The sequence below is a fragment of the Paenibacillus sp. fava2 genome (assembly GCF_058313675.1).
The window spans coordinates 3,286,606-3,312,901 of sequence record NZ_CM177755.1 but is presented as its reverse complement, the minus strand read 5'-3'; the positions used below and the strand labels follow the sequence as shown (position 1 = coordinate 3,312,901).

26 protein-coding genes and 1 riboswitch are annotated in these 26,296 nt (G+C 53.7%); of the genes, 11 read left to right on the top strand and 15 right to left on the bottom strand.

From position 1 onward, the window contains the following. Nucleotides 1-78: 78 nt before the first annotated feature. Together AC4G46_RS14195 and AC4G46_RS14190 are read right to left on the bottom strand one after the other, a co-directional pair. Nucleotides 79-1,191, bottom strand: a complete 1,113-nt coding sequence (locus AC4G46_RS14195; protein ID WP_491128497.1) for a citrate/2-methylcitrate synthase — start codon at nucleotides 1,189-1,191, stop codon at nucleotides 79-81. A 129-nt stretch (nucleotides 1,192-1,320) separates the two neighbouring features. Then, a complete protein-coding gene (locus AC4G46_RS14190; protein ID WP_491128496.1) occupies nucleotides 1,321-2,157 on the bottom strand; it encodes a helix-turn-helix transcriptional regulator in 837 nt (278 codons plus the stop codon). Nucleotides 2,158-2,304: 147 nt separating this feature from the next. Here AC4G46_RS14190 and fabF point away from each other — a divergent pair, with 147 nt between their 5' ends. Further along, nucleotides 2,305-3,540: a beta-ketoacyl-ACP synthase II gene (gene fabF, locus AC4G46_RS14185; RefSeq protein ID WP_491128495.1), complete on the top strand. Its 1,236-nt coding sequence runs from the start codon at nucleotides 2,305-2,307 to the stop codon at nucleotides 3,538-3,540. A 97-nt stretch (nucleotides 3,541-3,637) separates the two neighbouring features. Here the strand turns inward: fabF and abnB are convergent, their stop codons facing one another. After that, a complete protein-coding gene (gene abnB, locus AC4G46_RS14180) occupies nucleotides 3,638-5,071 on the bottom strand; it encodes an arabinan endo-1,5-alpha-L-arabinosidase AbnB (RefSeq protein WP_491128494.1) in 1,434 nt (477 codons plus the stop codon). Nucleotides 5,072-5,292: 221 nt separating this feature from the next. Then, complete coding sequence (locus AC4G46_RS14175) at nucleotides 5,293-6,351, bottom strand: ABC transporter ATP-binding protein (protein WP_068727342.1); 1,059 nt, start codon at nucleotides 6,349-6,351, stop codon at nucleotides 5,293-5,295. 315 nt (nucleotides 6,352-6,666) lie between these two features. Between AC4G46_RS14175 and fabV the strand changes: the two genes are divergently transcribed. Further along, nucleotides 6,667-7,857, top strand: a complete 1,191-nt coding sequence (fabV, locus tag AC4G46_RS14170) for an enoyl-ACP reductase FabV (protein ID WP_491128493.1) — start codon at nucleotides 6,667-6,669, stop codon at nucleotides 7,855-7,857. 75 nt (nucleotides 7,858-7,932) lie between these two features. On the opposite strand, the gene AC4G46_RS14165 is transcribed toward fabV, so the two are convergent. The 5 genes from AC4G46_RS14165 to AC4G46_RS14145 all read right to left on the bottom strand — a co-directional run bounded on the left by AC4G46_RS14165 (nucleotide 7,933) and on the right by AC4G46_RS14145 (nucleotide 12,948). Next, the gene (locus AC4G46_RS14165) at nucleotides 7,933-8,916 is read right to left on the bottom strand and encodes a phosphotransferase family protein (protein WP_491128492.1); all 984 of its coding nucleotides are present in this window, start codon (nucleotides 8,914-8,916) and stop codon (nucleotides 7,933-7,935) included. A gap of 6 nt (nucleotides 8,917-8,922) precedes the next feature. Continuing rightward, complete coding sequence (locus AC4G46_RS14160; protein WP_491128491.1) at nucleotides 8,923-9,891, bottom strand: sugar phosphate isomerase/epimerase family protein; 969 nt, start codon at nucleotides 9,889-9,891, stop codon at nucleotides 8,923-8,925. Between the two features lie 36 nt (nucleotides 9,892-9,927). Continuing rightward, entirely contained in the window at nucleotides 9,928-10,998 is a 1,071-nt protein-coding gene (locus tag AC4G46_RS14155; protein ID WP_491128490.1) for a Gfo/Idh/MocA family protein, read from the bottom strand. Between the two features lie 86 nt (nucleotides 10,999-11,084). Next, nucleotides 11,085-12,188, bottom strand: coding sequence for a Gfo/Idh/MocA family protein (locus AC4G46_RS14150; RefSeq protein ID WP_491128489.1), 1,104 nt, complete (start codon nucleotides 12,186-12,188; stop codon nucleotides 11,085-11,087). Next, on the bottom strand, nucleotides 12,181-12,948 hold the full coding sequence (locus AC4G46_RS14145) for a sugar phosphate isomerase/epimerase family protein (protein ID WP_491128488.1): 768 nt from the start codon (nucleotides 12,946-12,948) through the stop codon (nucleotides 12,181-12,183). Before AC4G46_RS14145 ends, AC4G46_RS14150 begins: the two co-directional genes overlap by 8 nt. Nucleotides 12,949-13,263: 315 nt before the next feature. On the opposite strand from AC4G46_RS14145, the gene AC4G46_RS14140 reads away from it, so the two are divergent. Next, entirely contained in the window at nucleotides 13,264-14,082 is an 819-nt protein-coding gene (locus AC4G46_RS14140) for an AraC family transcriptional regulator (protein ID WP_068727355.1), read from the top strand. A 16-nt stretch (nucleotides 14,083-14,098) separates the two neighbouring features. Here the strand turns inward: AC4G46_RS14140 and brfA are convergent, their stop codons facing one another. Continuing rightward, entirely contained in the window at nucleotides 14,099-14,317 is a 219-nt protein-coding gene (gene brfA, locus AC4G46_RS14135; RefSeq protein ID WP_491128487.1) for a ribosome rescue factor BrfA, read from the bottom strand. A gap of 185 nt (nucleotides 14,318-14,502) precedes the next feature. Between brfA and AC4G46_RS14130 the strand changes: the two genes are divergently transcribed. After that, nucleotides 14,503-15,183 (top strand): TIGR00266 family protein, encoded by a 681-nt coding sequence (locus AC4G46_RS14130; protein WP_068727359.1) that lies wholly within the window; start codon nucleotides 14,503-14,505, stop codon nucleotides 15,181-15,183. A 93-nt stretch (nucleotides 15,184-15,276) separates the two neighbouring features. On the opposite strand, the gene AC4G46_RS14125 is transcribed toward AC4G46_RS14130, so the two are convergent. Beyond that, nucleotides 15,277-15,750 (bottom strand): Fur family transcriptional regulator, encoded by a 474-nt coding sequence (locus AC4G46_RS14125; protein WP_491128486.1) that lies wholly within the window; start codon nucleotides 15,748-15,750, stop codon nucleotides 15,277-15,279. A 279-nt stretch (nucleotides 15,751-16,029) separates the two neighbouring features. Here AC4G46_RS14125 and AC4G46_RS14120 point away from each other — a divergent pair, with 279 nt between their 5' ends. Both AC4G46_RS14120 and AC4G46_RS14115 read left to right on the top strand, forming a co-directional pair. Beyond that, nucleotides 16,030-16,608, top strand: a complete 579-nt coding sequence (locus tag AC4G46_RS14120; protein ID WP_491128485.1) for a hypothetical protein — start codon at nucleotides 16,030-16,032, stop codon at nucleotides 16,606-16,608. 112 nt (nucleotides 16,609-16,720) lie between these two features. Then, nucleotides 16,721-17,386, top strand: a complete 666-nt coding sequence (locus AC4G46_RS14115) for an S-layer homology domain-containing protein (RefSeq protein WP_491128877.1) — start codon at nucleotides 16,721-16,723, stop codon at nucleotides 17,384-17,386. A gap of 77 nt (nucleotides 17,387-17,463) precedes the next feature. Here AC4G46_RS14115 and AC4G46_RS14110 read toward each other — a convergent pair whose 3' ends face one another. The 4 genes from AC4G46_RS14110 to AC4G46_RS14095 all read right to left on the bottom strand — a co-directional run bounded on the left by AC4G46_RS14110 (nucleotide 17,464) and on the right by AC4G46_RS14095 (nucleotide 21,423). Then, complete coding sequence (locus AC4G46_RS14110; protein WP_491128484.1) at nucleotides 17,464-18,216, bottom strand: amino acid ABC transporter ATP-binding protein; 753 nt, start codon at nucleotides 18,214-18,216, stop codon at nucleotides 17,464-17,466. 13 nt (nucleotides 18,217-18,229) lie between these two features. Beyond that, on the bottom strand, nucleotides 18,230-18,898 hold the full coding sequence (locus tag AC4G46_RS14105) for an amino acid ABC transporter permease (RefSeq protein WP_491128483.1): 669 nt from the start codon (nucleotides 18,896-18,898) through the stop codon (nucleotides 18,230-18,232). Nucleotides 18,899-18,920: 22 nt separating this feature from the next. Beyond that, nucleotides 18,921-19,754 carry an amino acid ABC transporter substrate-binding protein gene (locus AC4G46_RS14100; RefSeq protein ID WP_491128482.1) on the bottom strand — a complete coding sequence of 278 codons (834 nt, stop codon included), beginning with the start codon at nucleotides 19,752-19,754 and terminating at the stop codon, nucleotides 18,921-18,923. A 154-nt stretch (nucleotides 19,755-19,908) separates the two neighbouring features. Next, nucleotides 19,909-21,423, bottom strand: a complete 1,515-nt coding sequence (locus AC4G46_RS14095; protein ID WP_491128481.1) for a DHA2 family efflux MFS transporter permease subunit — start codon at nucleotides 21,421-21,423, stop codon at nucleotides 19,909-19,911. Between the two features lie 165 nt (nucleotides 21,424-21,588). Between AC4G46_RS14095 and AC4G46_RS14090 the strand changes: the two genes are divergently transcribed. The 5 genes from AC4G46_RS14090 to thiM all read left to right on the top strand — a co-directional run bounded on the left by AC4G46_RS14090 (nucleotide 21,589) and on the right by thiM (nucleotide 26,287). Further along, nucleotides 21,589-22,224, top strand: coding sequence for a TetR/AcrR family transcriptional regulator (locus tag AC4G46_RS14090; protein ID WP_491128480.1), 636 nt, complete (start codon nucleotides 21,589-21,591; stop codon nucleotides 22,222-22,224). A 66-nt stretch (nucleotides 22,225-22,290) separates the two neighbouring features. Then, nucleotides 22,291-22,392: riboswitch (TPP riboswitch) on the top strand. A 122-nt stretch (nucleotides 22,393-22,514) separates the two neighbouring features. Next, complete coding sequence (locus AC4G46_RS14085) at nucleotides 22,515-23,273, top strand: ABC transporter ATP-binding protein (protein WP_491128479.1); 759 nt, start codon at nucleotides 22,515-22,517, stop codon at nucleotides 23,271-23,273. Next, nucleotides 23,254-24,030 (top strand): ABC transporter permease, encoded by a 777-nt coding sequence (locus tag AC4G46_RS14080; RefSeq protein ID WP_491128478.1) that lies wholly within the window; start codon nucleotides 23,254-23,256, stop codon nucleotides 24,028-24,030. Before AC4G46_RS14085 ends, AC4G46_RS14080 begins: the two co-directional genes overlap by 20 nt. Beyond that, nucleotides 24,027-25,085 (top strand): ABC transporter substrate-binding protein, encoded by a 1,059-nt coding sequence (locus AC4G46_RS14075; RefSeq protein WP_491128477.1) that lies wholly within the window; start codon nucleotides 24,027-24,029, stop codon nucleotides 25,083-25,085. Before AC4G46_RS14080 ends, AC4G46_RS14075 begins: the two co-directional genes overlap by 4 nt. Before the next feature lie 401 nt (nucleotides 25,086-25,486). Next, entirely contained in the window at nucleotides 25,487-26,287 is an 801-nt protein-coding gene (thiM, locus tag AC4G46_RS14070; RefSeq protein ID WP_491128876.1) for a hydroxyethylthiazole kinase, read from the top strand. Nucleotides 26,288-26,296: the final 9 nt, after the last annotated feature.

The window sequence follows — 26,296 nt, the reverse complement described above, 5'->3', positions numbered from 1 at the left end:
TAAACCCTCCTCCTTCAACAAAAGACCCCTGGCCGCTTAACCGGCCAGGGGTTTCGTATGATTATGGAATCCGATCCGTTATACCGTCTCAGCTTCTGTCTCCGGCATAGGACCTGTATACACCGACTGCGGACGGAAAATCCGGTTGCTCTCCGCCTGCTCCAGAATATGCGAGGTCCAGCCGACGATTCTGCCCGCCGTAAAGGTCGGTGTAAAAATGTCCGGGTCCAGCTGCAGTGCCTTGAGAATAGCTGCAGCATAAAATTCAACATTTGTGAACAGCCGGCGGCCGGGCTTGTATTCCTCCAGCAGCCGGATGGCTGTGTGCTCCACATGAATCGCAAGATCAAAGGAAGGATCCTTGCCGATCATGGCTTCCGTGGCAATCATCAGCGCTTCCGCACGCGGGTCCTTCGTCTTATAAATCCGGTGGCCGAAGCCCATGATTTTGCCGCCGTTCTCCAGAACCCCGCGGATCCACGGCTCAGCACGGTCCATCGTGCCGATCTCCTCCAGCATGGAGATAACCTCTGATGGCGCACCGCCGTGCAGCGGGCCTTTCATCGCCCCGATCGCACCGCAGACGGCTGCACATATATCTGATTCAGTCGACAGGACAACCCGTGAAGCAAAGGTGGAAGCATTCATGCCATGCTCCATGCACAGAATTTGATAGGCGCTTAGCGCCTGCACATGCGCTTCTTCGGGAATGCTTCCGGTCAGCATGTACAGGTAATTCGCGGCATGCCCCAGCTCTGCCAGCGGCTCAACTTCAGGCAGATTGTTTACTTTGCGGTATCTGTAGGCAATGATCGTCGGCAGAACCGATGTCAGCCGGATCGCCTGCTTCAGGGTTGGCGGCCACGTCGCGTTGTCCTTGTCGCCTAAGGCTGCTACCGCACTCTGCAGGACAAGCATCATCGGGATCGACGGCGGCAGCAGATCAATCATTTGCTTCAAATACTCCGGTATCGTCCGCGCTGCTGCCATCTCCTGCTTGAGCTGTGCCAGCTCATCCGCTTCCGGCAGACGGCGGTTCCAGAGCAGATACGCAACCTCCTCATAGCTTTTGCTTACAGCAAGCTCCTTCGCCCAATATCCGCGGTAGACCAGATAGCCCTTCTCGCCATCCACCAGCCCAATATCTGTTTCACCTGCAACTACGCCTTCCAATCCGGTTACCTTCGCCATTGTTACATACTCCTTTTCCGTTCGCAATAAAGTTAACATCTTATAAGAAGTATATGCCGGATTTGAGATATTGCATATTTATTGTTTTTTATGAATACATAAATATTTTTTATCAGCGTAGGAATCAGCTTACTTCATCAGCTGCTGCAGCTTGGATTCTGTACCGGATTCTGCAGCCGGAGTATAGATGCTGCAGCGTAAATCGGCAGTGCCGTGTACCTGCAGAGAGGTGAGGTGGAAGAGCATTTTTCCTGCTTTGGCATGGCGGAATTCCAGGACTACATCCGGCGCACTGCTGACCCTGCTCTCCTCCCACAGCTCCGAAAAACGGGGATGCTGCCTCTTCATTTCCGCGATAAAATCATCATACCAGCGGTCTTCAACATACTGTCCGTAATAGGCACGGAAAATAGACAGATACCCCCGCACAAATTGTTCCCAGTTCACAGCCAGGCGCTGGAATTCCTTGCGGACGAACAAGAGAGAGATCATATTCCGCCCCTCTGCCGGGAGCCGCGCAAAATCCAGAAATACATGGGCAGCCGCTTCGTTCCAGCCCACGATATTACAGTGACGGTCTGAAATAATGGTCGGACAGGTAGTAAGCTCCTGCAGTATTTTTTGCAGGGAGGGGCTGATTACGGTAACCTCCTCCTGCTGGTAGGCTGCCGGGCCGGGGCCGTTGTCCAGTGCCAGAGCAAACAGATACTTCCGCTCATCCTTGGTCAGTCTGAGCGCCGCAGCAATGCATTCAAGCACCGAGGGCGACACCTTGATGTCCCTGCCTTGCTCAAGCCATGTATACCATGTACTGCTTACCCCAGCAAGCTGCGCTACCTCCTCACGCCTCAGTCCGGGAGTCCGTCTGCGCGTCCCTTCCGGCAGCCCGACGGAAGCCGGCGTAAGCGAGGCTCTGCGTGATTTGAGAAACCCCGACAAAGCCTGCAATCTAGTCTCATTTGACATATTGAATACCTGCCTTATCCAGATTCGATATTACACTAGTAGTAATTATACTAGTATAAACCACAACTTGTAATAGGATAAGCAAAGTGGAAAAATAGGGTTTGTACCCTTTGGGAGAATAAACAGCCTGAGTATAGGAGGATTTATATGGAACGTGTAGTTATCACCGGCATGGGAGTCATTTCACCGCTCGGCAATACTGTTGAGCAATTCTGGAGACGTCTTAGCGCCGGAGAATCTGGTATTTCGCCCATTACATCATTTGATACAGCCCGCTATAAGAGCAAAATCGCCGGACAGGTCAGAAACTTCGATCCGGAGGGCCGGTTCGGCCGCAAGGAAGCCCGACGGATGGACCGGTTCACCCAGTTTGCGCTGGCTGCAGCCGAGGATGCCTGGGCCGATTCCGGCCTGCAGCTGGAGCAGATTGACCGGGAGCGGCTCGGTGTATATGTCGGTTCAGGCGTCGGCGGCATTCACACCCTGATGGAGCAGGCTGAGCTGCTCAGAACCCGCGGGCCGGAAAGAGTCAGCCCGACACTCATCCCCATGCTGATCTCTAATATGGCTGCAGCTGCAATCAGTATAAGGTTCGGCGCACTTGGCCCTGCCCTCTCGCCTGTTACCGCCTGCTCAATCGGCAACACCGCCATCGGTGAGGCTTTCCGGCTAATCCGTTACGGAGGTGCCGATTGCATAATTGCCGGCGGTGCGGAAGCTGCCGTTACTGAGATCTCGCTGGCCAGCTTCGGCAATGCCACTTCGCTCTCTACCCGAAATGAAGAACCGGAGAAGGCCAGCCGTCCATTTGACGGCAGCCGGGACGGCTTCGTGATCGGCGAAGGCGGCGCCATCCTCATTCTGGAGTCACTGTCACATGCGCTGCGCCGGAGCGCAACTATTTATGCCGAAGTTACCGGCTACGGGGCCAGCTCAGATGCATATCATATGGTTGCAACCCACCCTGAGGGTACAGGTGCCTATCTGGCTATGAAGCTGGCTTTGGGTGAAGCGGGAATCCAGCCTGAAGAAGTAGACCTGATCAGTGCCCATGCCACCAGCACTCTGATTGGCGACCGTTCGGAAACAGCAGCGATCAAGAAACTGTTCGGGGAAGCGGCATACCGTATTCCGGTCACAGCCAATAAATCAATGACCGGTCACGCACTGGGGGCGGCCGGCGGCCTGGAGGCGGTCGCTCTGGTCAAGAGTATTGAACAGGGTCTAATACCGCCTACAATCAACCAGGAGACGCCAGATGAAGTCTGCGATCTGGATTATGTGCCGAATACTGCCCGGAAGGCAGAGCTGGATACCGGCATATCCAATTCGTTCGGCTTCGGCGGGCACAACGCCGTGATCGTGCTCCGGAAGTACCGGTAATTCATATATCCTCCACATCCTCAGCATAGCAGCAGCCCGCTCAGCGCATTGAATACGCCAGGCGGGCTGCCCGTTGCCTAATCAGCCTTTCGCTAAGTTAATTCGTGCTTCCTTCAGATACATGACTTCCCCAAACCGCAGTTCCGTCTCCGGACAACGCGGTAAAGGTCATCACATTCCCGTTCACCGCCTCGTTCCATTCCCGTAAGAACACGCCTTTGTATTCTACGCCTTCTACTGTAATCTTAGCGGTATGCTCACCGTCCAGGCTCCATGTACCTGTTACTGCTCCGGTTATCTTGCCGTCCGCGGTCAGCTCAATCACCTCAGATTCGACAGTCTCTGCGCTGATATCCCTGCCGTGATTAATATATTTGTACTCCCCGGTAATATCTTTTGCCTTGTAGCTGCCGATGGTCTCCCCGCCGTAACGGTGGGGTGCGACTACAGGCCAGCCGTCCTCATTCATGAACATCTGATGTACACGCACCTCATGCTCTTCACCGCGATACGGGAAGCGTGTGTGGAAAATCAGGAAATAACGGCCGCTTTTCTCATCGTAATAAGCTGAATTATGTCCAGGCGATACATACCCCTCCCCCGTGGCTTCCGGCTCGGATGCACTGTTCAGAAATTCGAAATTCCCCATCAGCTTGACGCCGTAAGGTGCATATACGGGATCATCAAACAGCTTGTCCGGATTTCCGACGGCATCCAGCATCGCTTTGCCTTCAGAGTCCTCAAACGGACCGTCCGGATTCTTGGAGCGGGCTACACGGATATTATATCCGCCGTTCGCATCAAGCCCACCGTAAGAGAGGAACAGATAGTAGTAATCGGTCTCAGGACTATACAGCATATAAGGGCCTTCAATCCGGGCATGATTGGCTCCGAGCAGTTTTTTGCCGTAGCCCTGGTCCGGGAGCGGGAAGCCGCTGGCAGGATCAAGCTCCAGGATGAAAATACCGCCCGAGTACGAACCGTAGACCATCCACAATTTTCCGTCCTTATCAAAAAAGACATCCGGGTCAACAACATTCGGCTTCTGGGTGGCATCATAAACCTCACCGTCATCGCCGATCCCGGCCATACCGGATTTCAGGATAATTCCCAGGTCCTTATATGGCCCTTCAATCTTATCCGAAACAGCGATTCCCATCGCCGACAGCGGTGAATCCCCGCGGCAGGCATCATAATACATGTAAAACTTGCCGTCTGCGAGCTGAATGACATCCGGCGCCCAGAGCGTGTCCGACTGTGCCCAGCTGAAGGTCTCGCTAAGCTCCTCAGTCACATTGGGAATGAGCACATTCCCGTCCTCCACCACGGAAGAAATTTGTTCCCAGGCCATCAGATCCTTGGATTTGGCTGAAGCCAGGTGGGAGCCAAAAACATAATAGGTCCCGTCTGCCTTGATAACGGAAGGGTCATGGACAGAGACATTTTCAAACTTGGGCACACTACCGCCGCTGCCGCCGCAGCCTGATAATACGGTTAACAATAATAATGTGGTTACAGCACGTTTTTTCATGACTATACCTCCTATGTATACCCTTACATTTTGCTGCGGAAAGGTAAAATAGTCAATAGTTTTATTTAAATATATAAATACTATTTCATAATTATATAAAATAAAATTAATCCAGCGTGGTTCTGTGGCGTATAAAAGGGCACAAAAAAGCGCCAAGCCGTAAAACGGCCTGACGCTAATCTTACCAGTATGCAGCTCCAGTGCGTAATTAATACAACCTATTACCCTTCAACCAGAACCGGCTGCGGATAAGCATTAGGCAATACACGTTGTCTCTTCTTCACAACCGCAGGAGGCTCAACAGCCGGAGCCATCGGATGCATCAGCCAGGACTTCACCAGATGAGAGTCCGAAACCTTGTACATCGGAGGTTCCTTCTCCATGTCAATCGCCATGGCATAAGTGCTGCGCAGGGCAAAAGCATCGCCCTTAGGCGGCTTGATCAGATCCGGAGGCGTTCCCGGAATAGCTGTCAGCATGGAGCCCTTGCTGTCAAGGCTTGGCATGGAAGCAAGCAGCCCCCAGGTATATGGATGTCTAGGATCGTAGAAGATCTCTTCTGCTGTTCCCATTTCCACAATCTGTCCGGCATACATAACCGCAACACGGTCAGCCATTCTGGCTACAACACCGAGGTCATGGGTAATGAAGATAATCGCAGTATCAATCTTCTTCTGCAGATCCTTCATCAGATCCAGAATCTGGGCCTGAATAGTTACGTCAAGCGCTGTTGTCGGCTCATCGGCAATCAGCAGCTTAGGATTGGCCGCAAGCGCCATAGCGATTACGACACGCTGACGCATACCGCCGGAGAACTCATGCGGGTACTGCTGAAAACGGCGTTCCGGGGAAGGAATACCCACCAGGCCCAGCAGCTCGACGGCACGCTTGTAAGCAGCGTCTTTGCTGATCTTTTCGTGCTTGAACAATACCTCGGTAATCTGCTTCCCGACCTTCATCATCGGATTCAGGGAAGTCATCGGGTCCTGGAAGATCATGCCGATCTCTTTACCGCGGATTTTTTGCATCTGCTTTTCGGTCTTATGAATCAGGTCTTGCCCGTCGAACAAAATCTGTCCGCGTTTGTATTGTCCCTGCGGCTGCGGTACAAGCTTCATAACCGCCTGGGAGGTTACACTTTTACCGGAACCGGATTCGCCGACAATCGCCAGTGTTTCACCTTTATTCACATGAAAGTTAACACCACGGATTGCTTGTACTTCTCCGCCGCGTGTCTTGAATGAAATTGCTAGGTCCTTTACCTCTAAAAGGCGCTCCATCCTGTCACCCTCTCTGCTCTTTTCAAAAGTACGAAATAGTTCTCATTATATAGAATAGGCAATAAGTAATATTTTATCTAGCATTATGCCTCTTAGTCAAGTGCTTTTCAGAAAATGAATCATACAATACATGTCAGCTTTGCAGTTCTGATAGTAAATACTCTGTCCCAAACGGTTAAAAACATGCACCAAAAGCATTCTGCGGGTCCCTGGCGTACAAGCTGACGCTTCAAACCGTATACGCACTATTATACTGCTATCAGTTGTGTCATACTAAGAATTATTTCACAGTCCCCCGAAAGGAATGATCCCAAGGTGATTATCAAGCCAAGAACACGGGGCTTTATATGTACAACCGCCCATCCCGCAGGCTGCGCACGGCAGGTGCAGAAGCAGATCGGGTATATTCGTACCCGACCAGCAATAAAGGGTCCGCGCAACGTCCTGGTGATTGGAGCCTCAACCGGCTACGGGCTCGCGTCCAGAATCGCCGCCGCCTTTGGTGCGGGAGCCGCAACTGTCGGCGTCTACCGCCCAAGTACAGCCACCGAGACACGAACCGCATCTGCAGGCTGGTATAACTCGGCAGCCTTTGAACAGGCGGCTCTTGAGGCAGGCCTGCGCTCCTACAGCGTATGCGGAGATGCCTTCACCCGGGAGACCAAGGAGCGTACCGCCGACCTGATCAGGCGTGAGCTCGGCCAGGTGGATCTGGTTATTTACAGCGTTGCTACCGGCCGCAGGACAGACCCTCTAACCGGACAGGTTTATATTTCCGTGCTTAAGCCCATCGGCGAGCCTTATACCAATAAAACGGTCAATTTTCACAACGGGGAGGTGTCACAGGTTACCGTTGACCCAGCCTCTGAACCGGAAACCAGGGATATTGTTCATGTTATGGGCGGTGAAGACTGGCAGCTATGGATTGACAGCCTGAGAGCTGCCGGAGTCCTGGCCGACAATGCCGTAACGCTGGCATTCTCCTATATCGGTCCGGAGCTTACACAGGAGATCTACCGCAAGGGCACCATAGGCCGGGCTAAAGACCACCTGGAGGCGACCGCCCGGCTGCTGGACAGCCAGCTTGCCCCCGGCGGCGGACGGGCTTATGTGGCAGTCAGCAAAGGCCTGGTTACGCAGTCCAGCTCAGCCTTGCCCGTAGTCCCGCTCTACATCTCACTTCTGTACAAAATTATGAAGGAAGAGGGCACACACGAAGGCTGCATTGAGCAGGCTTACCGGCTGTTTAATGAACGCTTGTATGCTGCCGGAGGCATTCCGGTTGATGAGGCAGGGCGTATCCGGATCGACGACTGGGAGCTGGAGCCCTCCGTACAGGCGGAAGTTGACCGGCTCTGGCCGCTTTTGACTACGGAGACCATGGATGAGCTGTCCGATCTGCGCAGCTACCGGGAGGAGTTCTTCCAGCTGTTCGGCTTTGAGACTGACGGAATCGACTATGAGGCAGATATAGACCCTGTTGTCATTGTTCCGAACCAGTATTAGGCTGTCAATCTGGTAGATCTGGTTATCCACACAAGAAGGCCGGGTTCCGCGGATGGCGGACCGGCCTTCTTGCGCTTACGTTATGGGACCACTGCCCAATGTGCTAAAGGATTTCCAGCTCTCTGCAAGATTATCCGCAGCCCAGCGGATATGATTCCCGTCTTTATACTGCCGTGAGTCACATTCGATTCTCATAATCAGATCCAGATAGAAATCATAGAGCTTGATACGCAGACGCTCTCCCGGACTGCCGAAGGTCTGGCCGTAACCTTCATAAAAGGGCACCGAATGCTCAAAATGCCGGAAATAATATTCCATCAGCACATCGCCCCACAGGGCCCGCTCCCAGTCAATGATAGAGACAATTTTCCCGTCCTGCACAAACAGATTGCCGTTCCACAGATCCCAATGGATCAGCCGCGGTTCTGTTACTTCATCCAGGGCTGGCAGATAATGCTCCAGCACCTTCCAGATTACTTCATCCTCTGCCGGCAAAATCACCCCCAGCTCCCTGGCGTCCTCCAGCAGTGTGCGAAGCATTCCGGTGAACGACTCCCGCCATGTCAGCGCTTCTGCCCCTGCAGCCTGTGTGAACAGCCCGAACCTTGTCCCGGTAATCCCGTTAATCAGGCGCTGATACCGACCCAGCTCGCTCTCAACCTCAGTCCGCTCAGCGGCTGAATAGCTTTCTTTCGCCTCACTGTACGGCTGGCCATACACCTTTTCCATAAAAAAATAAGGGCAAGGCAGAACACTACGGCTGTTATCATAGCTGTACACCGCCGGAACGGGAATTCGTCCGTCTGCTGCAACAAGGCGGAGCGCTTCCACCTCAGCGGCCATAATATTGTTCTCATAGCTTAGCGTTCTGGCTTCGTCAGACGGGGCAACCTTCAAAATCACCTGTTTCCCGTCATTAAGCTCCAGATCATAAGCCGTATTAAAAAATCCGCCGGTCAGCTCTGTAGATGAGAGAACAGTATAACTTTCACCAAAAGCGGCTTGCACCGCAGCCCTCAGCTGGCTGTCATCCAGCTTGACCTTAGTAAAGCTCTCCACCGGTGTTTACACCCACCACATCTCGCCAAGCGGCTCCTCAATCAGCACTTGGCGGAGATTGTCGACAGCCTTGGAAAAGCCTTCTTCAATCGACATCAGGCCGTCTTCATGCTCAATGCTGACTACGTAATCATAGCCGACCAGACGCAGCGCACTGATGATATCCGCCCAGGTTTTTACATCGTGCCCGTAGCCCACGGAGCGGAACTGCCAGGCGCGGTCAAGCATATTGGTGTACGGCTGCATATCGGTAAGCCCGTGCTTATTGACATTCACCGGATCAATCACTGTATCTTTGGCATGGAAGTGATGAATTGCTCCCGCTCTGCCGAGAAAGTGAATCGCCTGCACCGGATCAATGCCCTGCCACCACATATGGCTCGGATCAAGGTTGGCGCCGATGGCATCCCCGGCGGCTTCTCTCAGCCGCAGCAGGGTTGCAGGAGTGTGAACGGAGAAGCCGCCATGCAGCTCGAGACCGATCTTCACGCCATGCTCTGTGGCGAATTCCGCCATTTCCTTCCAATAAGGAATAACCTTATTCTCCCACTGCCAGGCCAGAATTTCCTGGTAATCGTTCGGCCATGGAGCTACCGGCCAGTTCGGATACTTCGCTCCTTCATGATCTCCCGGACAGCCGGAGAAGGTGTTAACCACCTGAACCCCCAGCTTCTGGGCCAGCTTGACGGAGTTAACGAACGCCTCATGATCCTTCTGCGCCAGTTCCTTCTGCGGATGCAGGGGATTACCATGGCAGCTTAGCGCGCTGATGATCAGCCCGCGGGATTCGATCTGGTGCTTGAACTCCTGCAGTGCTGACTCGTTCTCCAGCAGCAGCGCTGCATCACAGTGGCTGTTCCCCGGATAGCCGCCGGTACCGATCTCTACCGCCTTAAGCCCTTTCGAAACCACATAGTCCAGTGCATCCTCCAGCTTGCGACCGCCGAAAAGCACCATAAATACTCCAAGTTTCATTGACCTGCCGCCTCTCATCCATTTAATTGTCCGTTTTTAAACTCCGTAAGAATCAAAATCCTTGATAACCTCGTTCTTCTCAGCAGCTGCAAAAATCGCTTCAATCAGATTCTGCACACGCAGCACTTCTTGGTTTTTGACGATTGGTTCTGCTGTACCCTCGATTACCGCCACGAAATTGCTGTAGAACCCGTCCGGCAGCTCGGCGGCCATCGGCAATTCGGCAGTGATCGTAGAACCCTCCGACGGAGGTGCCATCGTCTTGGTGAGGCCTACACCGGCGCGGATCGGCGTCGGCTCGCGGTGCTCGGATTCGCGATTGCGGGTCACGATCCGTCCGGTAAGTGACCAGTCTTCAATAACCGCAGATCCTTCCAGCCCTTTAACATACCAGCGCGGCAGTGTAATGAAGTTGGTTGTGCCTACCTCAACAATGGCCTTGATGCCGTTCTCGAACTGCAGCACCGCTTCAAAGCCGTCGTCCACATCATTGCCGAGGATAAAGCTCAAGGTGCTGGAGACACTGGTTACTTTGCTGTCAATCATGAACAGCAGCTGGTCCAGCAGATGCACGCCCCAGTCCAGCAGCATGCCGCCGCCCTGTGCTTTGACATGCCGCCAGTCACCCGGAATGCCGTTCGCTCCGTGTACACGGGACTCAATCTGGAACAGGCTTCCGATCGTCTCCGTCTCGTACATTTGCTTGATGATCCGGAAATCCTCATCCCAGCGTCTGTTCTGGTGCACCATTAGCACCCGGCCGGATTCTTCCGCAGCAGCAATCATCTCCTTCAGCTCTGAAGAAGACATTGCCACAGGCTTCTCGCAGACAACATGCTTGCCGGCCTGCAGCGCCCGGACGGCAATCTCCTTATGCACATCATTAGGGGTAGCAATCAGCACTACCTCAACTGCCGGATCTGCGAGCACCTCCTCATAACTCTCATAGGCTTTGTATCCGGCCTCGGCAGACGCTTTCCGGCGTCCTTCCAGCAGGTCAAACGTTCCTGCGACCTCAAGATTGGGGTTCTCGCTGATCAACTGGCCATGATAGCTTCCCATGCCGCCGTATCCGACGATGACTACAGTATGTTTATTAGAACTCATGAATTTCCACTCCTGTTTGTCTAATGTTTCCTTATCATAGCCGAAAACCCTGCACATTTCTTCCAGGGTTTCCGGCTAATTTTATTCTATTCGTTGTCCGAGCTGCCGTCAAAATATACGGCCCGGCCGGTACGCGCAGATTCATATACCGCTTCAAGGATCTGGGTGACGACAAGCGCCTGCTCAGGCAGAACAACCGGGTCCTTGTCTTCTCTTACCGCTTCCAGCCACAGGCGGGCTTCACGGTCAGCTTCGGATTCTGCAGAACCGCTGTAGAAGGCTACACCTCCGGAAGAGAGATCGACCTTGGTTTCGAACAGGCGTCCGGCCCGTTCACCGTTGATGCGCAGGCCGTCCTTCATGTCGGCTCCGCCTTCAGTACCGGCCAGCAATGTCTTAGCTTCCCCGAACTCGGAGACATTAAGCGCCCAGCTGGATTCCAGCGAGATGGTTGCGCCATTTTCCATAGTAATAAAACCAAAAGCAGAATCCTCAACCTTGAACTGTTCCGGGTCCCACGGTCCGAAGGCATTAGCGGCATTCTTGCGCTGCCCCAGCTTGTGGAAGGTCGAACCTACCACCATACGCGGCTTGTAGTTGTCCATCAGCCACAGCGTCAGGTCGAGGGCATGCGTACCGATGTCGATCAGCGGGCCTCCGCCCTGCTTCTCTTCATCCAGGAATACGCCCCAGGTAGGAACTGCACGGCGGCGCAGAGCAATCGCCTTACCGTAATAGATGTCGCCGAGCTCTCCGGCTTCGCACATCCCCTTGAGGTATTCACTGTCTGCACGGAAGCGGTTCTGGTAGGCGATCGAAAGCTTTTTGCCGGTACGGCGTGCAGCCTCCAGCATCTCCTGAGCCTGGGCCGCAGTCTTCGCCATCGGCTTCTCGCACATAACATGGTTGCCGGCTTCGAGCGCTGCTACGGTAATTTCGGAATGGCTGTCGTTCGGTGTACATACATGCACGATGTCAAATCCGCCAGCTGCCAGCATCTCACGGAAATCGGTATATACTGCAGCGCCTTCAGCACCGTATTTATCGGCGGCTTCCTGTGCGCGTTCTTCAATAATATCGCAGAAGGCTACCATTTCGGCATCCGCCTGACGGGATAAGCTCGGCATATGTTTACCGTTTGCGATACCTCCGCAGCCGATAATAGCAATTTTGTGTTTGTTGTTAGACATGAACTTTTCCCCCTTGATTAGCATATGCTTTTACCCAGTTTAAACTGTCCTCTACACTTGCCAGCGGTGAACGGCTGCAGAAATCCTGCTCAACAACAGCCCACTCTACGCCGGCTTCAGCCGCAGCTTCCAGGATAGCCTGAAGATTCACTTCCCCTTCTCCCAAAACAACCGTTTCCGGTGAACCGTCTTCGTTTTTCTTCACATCCTTAAGATGGATGATCGGCAGGCGGCCTGCATACTTCTGAATGTAAGCTACCGGATCAAACCCGGCGAAGTGTACCCAGCACGTATCCATTTCCACCTGAAGCAGGTCTGCCGGCACTTCTTCAAAGATACCGTCAAAAGCGGTGCGCTCCCCATAGGAATCCGTGAATTCAAAATCATGATTGTGGTAAGAGAGGACTGCCCCCTGATCACGGCACTTTTCACCGATAACCCGCAGGTTGGCTGCTACTTCAGCATAGTTGCGCTGCTCTTCCGTCAAAAAAGGAATGATCAGATTCCGGTTGCCGATGGCCAGATTGTAACGAATCTCTTCTGCAGTATCATTCAGCATGGCATCATACGGACGGTGTGCTCCAAGCACAGCAAGTCCGGTCTCCTCCAGCAGTGCCTTTACTTCCTCTGCGCTCCGGCCAAAATAATGAAAAAATTCCACGCCGGTGTATCCCAGCTCCGCAACCTTGCGCAGCGTACCTTCAAAATCCTGCTCCAGTTCTTCTCTAAGTGTATACAGCTGAAGACCCAGTTTTAACATTGCTACCACTCCTAATCCGTATCGTGTTAATGTGCGTACCGCTAATGGTGTCCTCTATGAGACAAGCTCAGGCCAGCCTAACGGGTCACCTGAACAAAAGGGCTGCTATTTAATTCCACCCTGTATACTCCGCTTCAGTACTCTCCATTTCTGCCAACTGCTTATGTAGCTCCAAGAGCTGCAGCACAGCCTCCTTTGCATTCTGTATATGTTTTTGCATAGCTACATGGTAATATGAAAGCGTATATAATAAAATGAATAATATGATTCAAACATGAACAATCTGGCTCTCATTTCTGTCACTCAGGAGGACTCATGACCTACACCGCACCATGCCACGTTTATACAGCCGGATTTTCCTTTCACCGCAAGCCTTTTCACATGTCCCGGGCGGACGGCGTGCAGAATTATCTGCTGCGCCTGCAGACCGAAGGACGGAGCCGGACCCGGATTGACGGTGAGCTGTCTGCTGTTGAAGCAGGCGATTTGATGCTGTTTGCTCCTAATGACCCTTATTATCTGAGCATCGATAAAGAAACGTATGCTGCCGGCAAGCCGCGGGTAGAGAGCGGGGATTACCATATTTTTTGCGGCGGACCCTGGATTGAGGACTGGTGGGGCCGCAAGCCGCGTCCGGCTGTGCTCCGCTTGCCGCTTACCGAGCACTTTCTCGGCCTGTTCCGACAGCTCGTTCTGGAGCAGCGCCGGCTCTCCGAGTCCTCACCGGAGATTACTGCCTGTTATCTGCAGATTCTATGTATGGAAATCGACAGGCTGATGACGCAGCAGCGGGCGATTTCACCCAAGGGGTATCTTGCCTACCGGATGAAGCAATACGTAGAGGAGCATGCCGCAATCCCCTTCCGGCTTGAGGATGTGGCAGCCTATGCCGATATTTCTGTTTCGCGGGCGGTTCATCTGTTCAAGGAGGCTTTCGGAACCAGCATTGTAAAATATGTCAACGATGTGCGGCTGGAAATGGCCCGGGAACGGATTACCTTCAGCCCAATGCCGCTGGAGCATGTATCCGAAACCTGCGGCTTCGCCAATTATACCTATTTCCACCGGTTGTTCCGCGGAAGATTCGGGATGTCGCCCAAGCAGTACCGTACATACAGCCGGGAGCAAATGTAACCTGATGTTATCCTGATCAGCCGGCTAACCCTGCATACAAAGCAAAAGGAGCGCCATCCTGAAAGATCCGCTCCTTGTGTTTGACCTTATTTAGTTTCTCTCTTTTGCCCGGGGTGATCCGCACATGCTGTGAGATTGCGCCATAATCTGCGGCGGTTCTCCGGTTATTCTCTGCGCACCATGTTCCGGCCCGCTCTGCTCTGCGCAGTGCCTTCTGTGTTTTTGTACGTGCCATTCAGCAACACTCCTTTATTGTTCGCAAATATAATTCAATTTTAACATATTCCCGCTGCCGTTTCCCGGTACAGTTTTTGTTAACTTTTCTTTACCTTCTCTTGTTCCATCAGCTTGATGCACCAGAAAATGGTATGATATAAAAGAATTTAGCAGGACAAGCGGTTGAACCGGAGGAGGATAACGATGAAATACGATGTACTATATGACGGTGCGTTCGCAATGCTCAAGGTAGAACTGAATCCGGGCGAGAGCGTGAAGGCGGAAATGGGTGCAATGGTTGCCATGTCGCCGGGCATTGAATTAAGAGGGACGGTGGACGGAGGGCTCATGCGGGGCCTGGGCCGGATGCTCAGCGGGGAAAAGTTCTTCTTTCAGGAGCTGACCGCAACACGCGGCCAATGCGAGGTGCTGCTTGCACCGGGAGCGCTCGGTGACATCCAGTCAATCGAGCTCGACGGCTCCTATAACCTGTATGTGCAAAAAGACGGCTTCCTGGCCGGCACGCAGGGCATTCAGGTCAACACCAAAATGCAGAACCTGGCCAGAGGTTTGTTCTCGGGCGAAGGCTTTTTCATTGTGGAGATCAGCGGACGCGGGACCGTCTTCCTCTCCTCGTTCGGTGCTATCCATGCAATCAACCTCGCCCCTGGCGAAGAAATGATTGTTGACAACGGGCATCTGGTCGCATGGCCGAGCTACATGGACTACAAGATTGAAAAGGCCGCATCAGGCTGGCTGAACAGCTTGACCAGCGGTGAAGCCATCGTCTGCCGGTTCCGCGGCGAGGGTGTAATTCTCGTACAGTCCCGTAATCCCGGCAGCTTCGGCAGCTGGATCCGGTCATTTGTTCCCAGCAAATCCTGACCTCTTACCGAACTTTTAATGTGCTTACCGCAAAAAGAAGCAACGCCGCGTTATCGCCGCCTTGCTTCTTTTTGTATTGAAGAGATTCCGCCGTCAGGAGACAGCCTTGCGTTCCTTGTCAGCTTTACAGCCGGTCTGCCTGCAGTTGTTATAGGTGCCTTTGAAATCAAGCCGGTGATCCGTTACACTGAAGCCGTATTCCGCCTCCAGCCGCTGCTCCAGCTCCAGCAGCCAGTCATCCTTGATTTCTTCAAGCCGGCCGCAGACGCTGCAGATCAGATGATGGTGCATATGATCATGGCCGTCACCGCGGAGGTCATACCGTGCCACACCGTCGCCGAAATTCATTTTTTCAACGATATGCAGCTCACACAGCAGCTCAAGGGTCCGGTACACAGTGGCCAGCCCCAGATGCGGATAGCTGTTTTTTACTCTCATATAGACTTCTTCTACGCTTAAATGCTCCTCTTCGTTGTCGAGCAGCACCTTCACGATCGCTTCACGCTGGGGGGTCAATTTATAGTTATGCGCGGCAAACTGCTGGCTGATATTTGCAATCGGGTTCATTCTGGTTCTACCACCTTTCCGTTTAACAAGTCTGCCTGTCACTAGCTGGTAATCAGTAATCATTACGATATAAGCATAGCAAAATGTACTAAAAATGAAAAGCACCTGACATTATTATAACATTATTGCCGGAATTTCCGAATGACTGATCCAAAATAACAACAAAATTTATAATGGGGGCAATTATATCCCCCAGAGTGAGCAGCAGCCCATCCGCAAGAGGTTATTCAACCATATCATTTAGAGACTGTATAACTTCTATAAGTGAGGATGGTCCGTATGGCACAGCCTAACCGAAGACAGCAAGCCCAGCCCCTTGTAACCGCCCGCGTCCTGCGCCAGGTAGCTAAGGCCATGCTGCCCTTCTACCGGAAAATCGCCGGAAACCGCACCTTTGCGCAGCAATGGTCCGCAGCCGTTACAGGCGCAGACCTTGGACTCATGGGCTCATTGCTGGCTCAAATCCCCTCCCTGGCCGGCGTTCAGAATTACGGGACAAACGGTATCGGTTACTTTATATCTTTTCCGTATCCGCCTCCGGTAGTCTTCTACACCAACGGAACGACTATCCCGCCGGGCACGGTACAGTTTACCTTTAATACCCGGGTCCACCGTGCCGTAGCAATCGCGGTTATCCCTTTTTACCGGAGACTGGCCGCTTCAGCGGCTTATGCTGACGAACTCGCTTCAGCCATTAACCGTAATGATGCCAAGCGTGTGGATACATTGGTCCGGAGGCTGGTCATGACAAAGGCACTTCAGACCGTAACGATTGAGGATCACGGGGTAGCCCTGCGCTTCAAAACCCGTTACAGCAAGTATCCGTATCGCAATCTGCTTTTCCAGGAAAATATGTAGAAAAAATTCTGCCGGCTGCAGGGTTTCGCCGCAACCTTTCCGTCCATTGCTGCGTCACAATAGGTAATAACGGCCAAGCGGCCCAACCTATGTACAGAGGTGAACAACAATGATGAAAAAGCGTGCTTTCGCAGTGATTACAACCGTTTCACTCCTCTCCTTCTCGCTCGGGAGTCCCCTCTTTGCGGCCGGCGGCACCTTTAAGGATATCGATAATGTGACCGGCAAAGACAAGATCAATTCCCTGAAGTCGAAGGGGCTGATCAAGGGGCTGTCGGATACCCAGTTTCTGCCCGGCTCTATTGTTACCAATGCTCAGGCCGTGCAGTTTATTTCCGGCGGCCTTCAGTTAAGTCTTGCGGCCATTGATTTCAACAAGGCTCCGGTAGCCAGTGCCATCTTCAGCAAAGTCAAAGATAACGCCTGGTATGCCGAGGCCTTCATCAATGCCCACTATAACGGCGTGGAGATTCCGGCAGACATTGACCCGTCCAAGCCGGTGACCAAGGAATTGTTCACCAGTCTGCTGATTCAGGGCATGGAAAAGGCCGGCAATCTGCCGATGATCAACATCGTGCCTGCTAAGATTGCCGATGAGGAACAGATGACCCCGTCCTATCAGGGCAGTATTCAGCGTTCGCTCAAATACAACATCAATGCCCTTGATGCCAAAGGCAATTTTAATCCAAAGAGCGAAATTACCCGTGCCGAAGCCGCCGTTATGCTCTATAATGCATTGGAATATCTTAATAGCCGCACAGCGGCATCTGGAGATTGACCGCGTAATCTAATCATTCCCGTAAAACGGGATGCCCAGGCGTAAAAAAGCAGTCCGGATTCTCCCGGACTGCTTTTTTATTGTTCCTCTCCGCTCAGCCTGTTCAGGAACTGGCGGACACGCGGATTCTGCGATTGCTCCAGCACCTGCTGCGGTGTACCCTGTTCCAGAATGATTCCCTGATCCATCAGTACAATCAGATCGGCAACATCCGCAGCAAATTTCATTTCATGGGTCACAATGACCATCGTCATCCCTTCAGAAGCAAGCTGCCTGATCACCTTCAGCACCTCACCGACCAGCTCCGGATCAAGTGCCGAGGTCGGCTCATCAAAGAGAAGAACCTCCGGCTGCACCGCCATTGCCCGTGCGATAGCTACCCGCTGCTGCTGCCCGCCGGACAGCTGATGGGGATAAGCCTCCGCCTTGTCCGACAATCCCACCTTGCCCAGAAGCTCAAGCCCCCGGCTTCGCGCTTCCTCCCGGGAACGCCCCTGCACAGTAATCTGTCCCTCCATCACATTGCCGAGAGCAGTCATATGCGGAAACAGGTTATAGGACTGGAAGACCATGCCTGTCTTTTGACGCAGCCCCAGGACCGTCTTGCGGGGAATTTTGGCTTTTTCGGCGAAACGGATCTCTGTTCCGGCTATGGTAAGAATGCCCTGATCTGGCAGCTCCAGCAGATTGAAGCAGCGCAGCAGGGTTGTTTTGCCGGATCCTGAAGGACCGATGATTACAAGCACTTTACCGTGCTCCAGCCGGAGGTTAATGCCTTTAAGCACCTCCAGCGGGCCAAAGCTCTTATGAAGATCCCTGATTTCGATCATATGGACGGTCCCCCTATCTTGCCGTGTAGCGGTCAAAGCGTTTTTCGAGCACATTCTGCAGCCCTGACAGCACGGAGCAGAACAGCAGGTAGAATAGCGCAGCTTCGCAATAGAGCAGCAGCGGCTCATAGGTTGTTGCAGTGATCTGCTGGGCTGTCCGGAACATCTCAACATAGGTGATGCCGGCCGCAAGCGATGTATCTTTTACCAGGCTGATAAAAGAATTAGCAAGCGGCGGAACCGACACCCGCGCCGCCTGGGGCAGGATGATTCTGCGCAGGGCCTGTCCCCGGGTCATCCCCACGGAGTACGCAGCCTCCCATTGCCCTTTAGGAATCGACAAAATGGCCGCACGGACAATCTCGGAGGAGTAGGCCCCAACACTCAAGGTAAAGCCGATAACGGCAGCAATAAACGGATCAAGCACAATGCCTGCTGACGGCAGCCCGTAAAAGATGATGAACAGCTGCACCAGCAGCGGCGTTCCGCGGATAATCCAGACATAGAATCTGGCAATCAGCTCCGGTATGCGCCATGAAGAAAGCCTTACCAGCGCTGTAGCAACCGCAAGCAGCAGGCCCAGCACGAATGAGACCAGCGCCAGCGGGATCGTATAAGCCACACCGGCCTTGAACAGGGGCAGCAGCGAATCCATAAAAATTTGCAGCTTACGGTCATCCATCGCTTAGAAGCTCCTCCGGCCTTTATTTGGAGACGTCTGCACCGAAATATTTCTCGGAAATCGCCAGATACGTTCCATCCTGCTTCATCTCTGCCAGAGCCCCATTCACCGCCTCCACCAGTTCTTCATTCCCCTTCAGGAATACGGCAGCGCTCTGCGAGCCTTCGGCGATCTCGTCCACCTGCTTGATTTGGACATCCGGCTTCTGCTTTTTTAGATCCAGAAAAGAGAGCCCGTCATTTACCGTTGCATCAATCCGTCCGGAAACGAGCAGATCAATAGCCTGATTGAAGCCTTCCACGGCCACGATTTCAGCGCCGTTCTGACGGGCGATGTCGGACAGGTTGCTGGTCAGCGACTGGCCGGATTTTTTGCCTTTCAGATCCGCAAAGCTCTTGATGTCGGTATTCTTTTCGCTGACAATCAGCACGGCTTTGGACATGACATAGGGCTCGGAGAAGTCATATTTGACCTTGCGCTCATCTGTGACGGACACCTCGTTAAATATGGCATCGAAGCGTTTTGCATCCATCCCGGCAAAAATTCCGTCCCACTGGGTCTCGATAAACTCGGCCTCCACCCCGATCCGTTTGGCTATCTCCCGGGCGATGTCCACATCGAAGCCTGTCAGCGTTCCGTCAGCAGCATGATAAGTGAACGGGGAATAGGTACCTTCGGTACCGATTCTCAGCTTGCCGGAGGCCTTTATCGTCTCCAGACTGTTCTGCTTCTCAGGGGCCGCCGTCACATCGGCGCCTCCTGTTGTTCCTTCAGCTGTATCTGAATTGTTGCCGGTTCCGCAGGCTGCAAGCAGTATTCCCAGCAGCAGCAGCGGGGCCAGAGCCCATTTTTTCATTGTTTGTTCCTCCTCAGGCTGGATTTGTCGGTAATACAGTGTGAAGTTATCATGCCCCAAAAAAGCGTTCTTCTCCCTCTCCGGCGTCAGAGGCGCAAAAAATCCCCGCCTACCTATCCAGGTAAGCAGGGATTTCCAGTCAAAGCCTATTTAGTTAACCGTGCATCATTTCTGCCTGCGGTCTGGATTCACCATCTCCGCCTTTACGCCCTCTGCGCAGCAGCAGTCCGAGCACGGCTCCCCCCAACGCGACAAAAATCATGATGTGGAAGGTATCGGCAAAGCCCTGTGCCATAACCGTCTGTGTGGCCTGCTTCAGCACTTCAGGTGAAGCTTTGGCAGGATCAACTCCGGAGGCGGCAGCAGCTGCCTGCATTTCGGCACCGCGGGACGCTGCTCTAGAGGTAAGAATGGTAACCAGCGTGGATACCGCAAGCGAGTTGATCACCTGCTGCATGGAGTTCGTCAGCGAAGTCACCCGGTTGACCAGATGAATGGGCGCTTTATTCAGCAGGTGGGTATTCATCGGCATCATCATCATCCCGATGCCTGCTCCGCACATGATCAGCGGTACGATCAGATCCCGGCTCTCTGTAGTCAGATCCACATGGGAATATTGATACAGCGCACCGGAGACAAGGCTGAGGCCGCAGACGACGAGCCAGCGCACCCCGATTTTGTCAAAAAGAATACCGGCTACCGGCATCATCAGGCCGGAGGCAATCGCCTGCGGGAGCAGAGTCAATCCGGTGTCAAAAGCACCGAAGCCGCGGGCCTGCTGCAGAAACTGCGGAAGCAGGAACAAGGCTCCGTACAAGCCGAATTGGGCGATCCACTGGACCAGAATGCCTGTGGTGAAATCAGCCGAGCGCAGGATGCGCAGCTCCAGCAGCGGTGTTCTGGAACGCAGCTCGGCGATGACAAAAGCAATCAGCGCCGCCAGTCCCAACGCAAGTCCGGCCAGTGTTTTATTGGAGGACCAGCTTTCTGCTCCCTGACTGACCCCGTAGGTCAGAGAGGCAAAGGCCAGCGGCCCGAGGATCATCCCCAGCTTGTCCATTCCCGGTACCTGTCCCCGCTTAGCATTAGGCAGCTTGCGCAGGCCAATCAGCAGGCAGATGATTCCAATGGGGATATTGATCAGAAAGATCCATCTCCATGAATGATACTGGACCAGCCAGCCGGACAGGACCGGCCCGATGGCCGGAGCGAACAGCACCGGAATACCCATAATGCCCATTACAATGCCGACCTTGCTCTTGGGCGCGAGCCTGTACACATATGCCATGCCTACCGGCAAAACGCAGCCGCCGCCGAGTCCCTGCAGCACCCGGAAAGCAATCAGCCATTCTGCACTGTTTGGCGTAGCACATAAAATGGAACCTATTGTGAATACCACTACTGCAGTCAGAAAGACGGTTTTGGCCCCGAAGCGGTCGGACAGCCAGCCGGACAGCGGAATGACAGAAGCCTGTGCCAGCATATAGCCGGTTACGATCCACTGCAGTGTGGTCAGATTGGTATGAAAGTCTTCAACCAGCGTAGATAACGCCACATTCATCGCCGTGCTGTCGAGGACGACCATAAATACACCGAATATGATCGCCAGCAGCGGCACCAGAATTCCGGACAACCGGAACTCTGCATCCTCCCTGATTACTCCTTGCATCTTATTTCTCCTCCTATGCCAGTGCAGGTTCAACGCCGTTGACCGCTGCACCCTTCTCTTTATATAATATGTTTGCGGACAACTGTCCGTATAATCCATTAACAGTCTACGGACAATTGTCCGCTGTGTCAATACATTCTTGTTTATCTACGCTAAACACTACCTATGCCGAAAGGAACAGCCATGACCACTTCTAAACCTATTGTCCCATCTGCCGCACCCGACCCGTATAAGGAGCGTATCCTGGAGGCTGCACACGAGCTGTTCACCGCTAACGGGCTGGAGGCCGTCAGTATGCACGCCATCGCCAAGCGGGCCGGTATCGGCCAAGGCTCATTGTACCGCCGGTTTTCTGATAAAGGCGAAATCTGTTCATTGCTGCTGCGCGACAGCACGGACCGGTTTCTGCTCAGTCTGGAAAATGAACTGGCACTGCCGCAGGCAGATAAGCCTGCTCTCGATCACCTGCGAAGCAGCATCAGCCGGATTGTCGGTTTTATCGAACAGCACGCCGAGCTGCTGCAGCTGATCAAATCAGAGTTTACCGGCAAGAAGCAGCTCACCCAGTTTGAACACCCTTTTTTCCGCAGGCTGAACGAGTTTCTGACCCAGCTGCTCAGACGTGCTGCCGCCGGCGGTGAGATCAGTCCGGTTGATCCGCAGTTTACAGCCACGGCTCTGATTGCCGTGCTAAGCCCGGATCTGTACCTGTATCAGATGAAGCAGCATGGCTCAACTAAGGAGCAGATTACCGACGGTATTCTAGCCCTGTTCGTATCCGGCATTCAAAAAGGGCAGTAAGCCTCTCTTTACAAACCGCCAGGTTATGGTATATTAATTAGCAATTACGAATTGAATAAGCATCTTTTATTTCACTAGGGGAGTCGGCCGACTGAGACGGAGCTAAGCTCCGGACCCTTGGAACCTGATCTGGATCATACCAGCGGAGGGAAGTGGAGCAGGAACGATCAGCATTGTCTGTTTTCAGCGGAACAGACTGTATCTTTCAGACCTCTTTATTTCCTCCGGAAATGAAGAGGTCTTTTTGCGTTCAATGTCTTTCGTAATTCAAGGAGGTAAAGTAGACTGCTATGCTCTCAATTACTAATCTTAGCTATTCCTATGGCGCCGGGTCAGGCGGGCCTGTTATCGAAGGGCTGTCTCTGAACGTGCAGCAGGGAGAATTCATCTCCCTGGTCGGGGCCAGCGGCTGCGGTAAAAGCACCCTTCTCCGCATCATCGCCGGTCTGCTTGAACCTTCTGGCGGGGGCATTTCATTCGGCGGCAGGCTTGCAGCCGGCAGCACTGCCCGGCTTGGAAAGATCGGGTATATGCCGCAGCAGGATCTGCTGCTGCCGTGGAGAACCGTGCTGGACAATTGCCTGCTGGCATGGGAGCTGAAGCGGAGCGGCAGCAAAGCGGCTGCCGTAGAGCAGATCCGCAGCCTGCTGCACAGTCTCGGCCTTGCCGGCACGGAGACTGCTTATCCGGAGGAGCTGTCCGGCGGCATGCGCCAGCGGATTGCCCTTGCCCGGACGCTATCCGCCGGTAGTGAGCTGCTGCTGCTAGATGAACCTTTCGGAGCGCTTGATGCCCTGACCAAGCGCGGACTGCACCGCTGGCTGCTGCAGCTGTGGAGCAGCCTCGGCCGGACGGTACTGTTCATTACCCATGATCTGGAAGAGGCACTGCTGCTCAGTGACCGGATCTGCCTCATGCATAACGGGAGCCTGCAGGAGATTGCTGTGCCGCTGCCGCGGCCAAGGCACGGGGAGCTGATCTATCAGCCGCAGTTTATGCAGCTGCGGGAAGAGCTGGAACGGAGGCTGTATGAGAGCATTGCACATTAAACGGCTTCTTCACGCCTATGCCCCTGCCGCCCTGCTGGTGCTGGTGATTATCGCGGGTTGGGAAGGCGGTGTGCGGTTCGGTGAGGTTCCCGGGTTCATCCTGCCTGCACCTTCCTCCGTCTGGGCCGCACTGCTGGAACAGCGGACTTTGCTGCTAGGTGTGCATTTGCCGGCCACCTTACAGGAAATCCTGCTAGGATTCCTGTTATCCGCAGGCTGCGGCACCCTGCTGGGACTGGGGATGCATCTGTTCCGGCCGCTGGCCAAAGCGGTGTATCCGCTGCTGATTGTCAGCCAGACCATTCCGCTGATTGCGCTCTCCCCCATCCTGATTATGTGGTTCGGCTATTCACTCGGGGGCAAAATTGCAGTTGTTTTTCTGACCGCTTTCTTTCCGGTTGTAGTCGGTACTTACGACGGACTGTATAAAAGCGGGGAGCAGTACAAGGAGCTCCTGCTGACTCTTGGTGCCAGCCGCAGGCAGCTGCTGGTCAAAACGCAGGTTCCGCTGGCGCTGCCCGCCTATTTCTCCGGGCTGAAGCTGTCGATTGTCTATTGCGTCATCGGAGCCACCATCGGCGAGTGGCTTGGAGGCAGCCGGGGCCTCGGTTATTACAGCCGCCGGATGGCCGGCAATCTGCACAGCGCAGAGCTGTTCGCCGCTGTCTTCCTGCTCTCTGTTCTGGGAGTTCTGCTGTTCCTGAGCGTCTGCGCTGCTGAACAAATTCTTGTAAAGAAAAGAGGTTTACGACGATGAGCCCTAATCCCATCTGTAACAAATCATCCAAAAGAAATCTGCGCGTAAGAGCCGCGCTGCTGGTCCTGACCAGCCTGCTTGCTGTAATCAGCGGCTGCAGTGGTTCAAAGGCTGCTGATCCCTCCACGAATGCTGCTTCAGGGAAAGCCACCGGACAGCTGCACAAGATGACAGTCATGCTGGACTGGTATCCGAATGCTGTGCATTCTTTTCTGTATGCTGCTCAAGAAAAAGGGTATTTTGCCGAGGAAGGACTTGAAGTGGTGCTGCAGATGCCTGCCGACAGCAACGATGCCCTGAAGCTGGCCGCCGCAGGTAAGGTTGATCTTGCCCTCAGCTATCAGCCCCAGGTACTGATGGCCCGTTCTGAGGAAATCCCCGTCATATCCATCGCTGCGCTTGTGCGTCATCCGCTCAATCATCTGCTTGTTCCGGCAGACAGCGGTATCAAGAGTCCCAAGGAGCTTTCCGGTAAAACCGCAGGTTACTCCTCCATTCCACTCTATGAAGCTATGCTGCGGACCATGGTGGAGCATGACGGCGGTGATCCGCAGTCGATTACGATGGTCGATGTCGGCTTTGACCTGATTCCTGCCATTACTGCAGGCCGTGTTGACGCTATTATCGGCGGCTTCATCAATCACGAGCAGCTGATACTGGACAAGGAGAACCATCCTGTTACTTCCATCGACCCTACAGCCTTCGGAGTGCCTGATTATTACGAGCTGGTGCTGGTTGCCGGTGAGCAAGGGCTTAAGGAATCCAAGGACTACTACAGCAAATTCATGAACGCGGCCCGCAAAGGACAGCAGTTTGTGCAGGACCATCCGAAGGAAGCTTTGGATATTTTGCTGGCCCATGAGGACAGCACGGCCCCGCTTGACCCGCAGATCGAGAGCCAAAGCCTGGACATCCTGCTGCCGCTGATGGATGCAGGAGACGAGCCTTTCGGATACCAGACTTCAGAGTCGTGGAACGGGGTCGCAGACTGGCTGTCCGGAAGCGGGCTGCTGTCAGGCGAAACGGAAAGTGATAAGGCTTTTGTTAATTTGTGAGAATAAGGCCAATGTGGTGCTTCTATTGCAGGGTTTGAGGTATTGCTCAGAGTGAAGGTACGGCTGTGGCGGGGTGAGACGGACGCGACGGGCTCCAGGAATGTGGTTAGGTTTGAGAACTAGATGAGCGGTTCCCCTGCCGTTTCAACTTTAACTGCACTTTGTACACCTATGTCGGGGCAAATTCACCGTTTTTCAGGTTTAACTGTACTTTGTGCAATTAAACTTTGACAAAATCACGTTTTTCCTTCCTTTTGCTAATGTTAGCTGCACAGAGTGCAGTTATTCCAGGCATCAGAGCTTAAATCGGACTTTTAACTGCACAAAGTACAACTATCCCGGCCGTCTGCTATCCGGACACTCTTTTATTTAATCTTTTATCCTAATGTTCTGGAGGAATAATCATGTCCTATTTAGCCAAGGTACGCGAGCTTAATCCGCTCGTACATAACATTACAAACATTGTGGTGGCCAACTTCTCCGCCAACGGGCTGCTGGCGCTGGGTGCCTCCCCTTTTATGGCCGATGCGCGCGAAGAGGTTGCGGATGTTGCCGCCATGTCCGGAGCAGTGGTGCTGAATATCGGCACTTTGAATGAACAGGCCATCAGCTCCATGATCCTCGCCGGACAGTCCGCCAACACGCACGGCGTACCGCTGGTGCTTGATCCGGTGGGCGCCGGAGCGACTGCTTACCGCAGCGAGGTCACGCAAAAGCTGATTCAGTCCATGCAGCTGACCGCGCTGCGCGGGAATGTGGCCGAAGTGGCCAATGTAGCCGGTGAGAGCTGGGCCAGCAAAGGCGTGGATGCCGGTGCAGGCGAAGGCGATGTGCTTGCACTGGCCAAAAAGGCTGCCCAAAAGCTCGGCTGTGTAGTCATCGTTACCGGCCGGGAGGATGTCATTACCGACGGCAGCCGTACCTTTGTTGCCAGTAACGGCCATCCGGTTCTGACCCGGGTGACCGGAACCGGGTGCCTGCTCAGCGCAGTGACCGGTGCATTTCTTGCCGCAAGCGAAGGCGCATGGCTGGAAGCGGCAGCTGAAGCAATATCCTTTTACGGCGTCGCCGCTGAGATCGCCGCAGAGCGGACTGAAGGCCAGGGTCCGGGAGCGTTCCAGATTGAATTTCTGAACCAGCTGTCCGCAGTGACCCCGGAAATCTACAGCCAAAGATCGCGGATCGAACAGCTTAACCACTAACAACCTGCA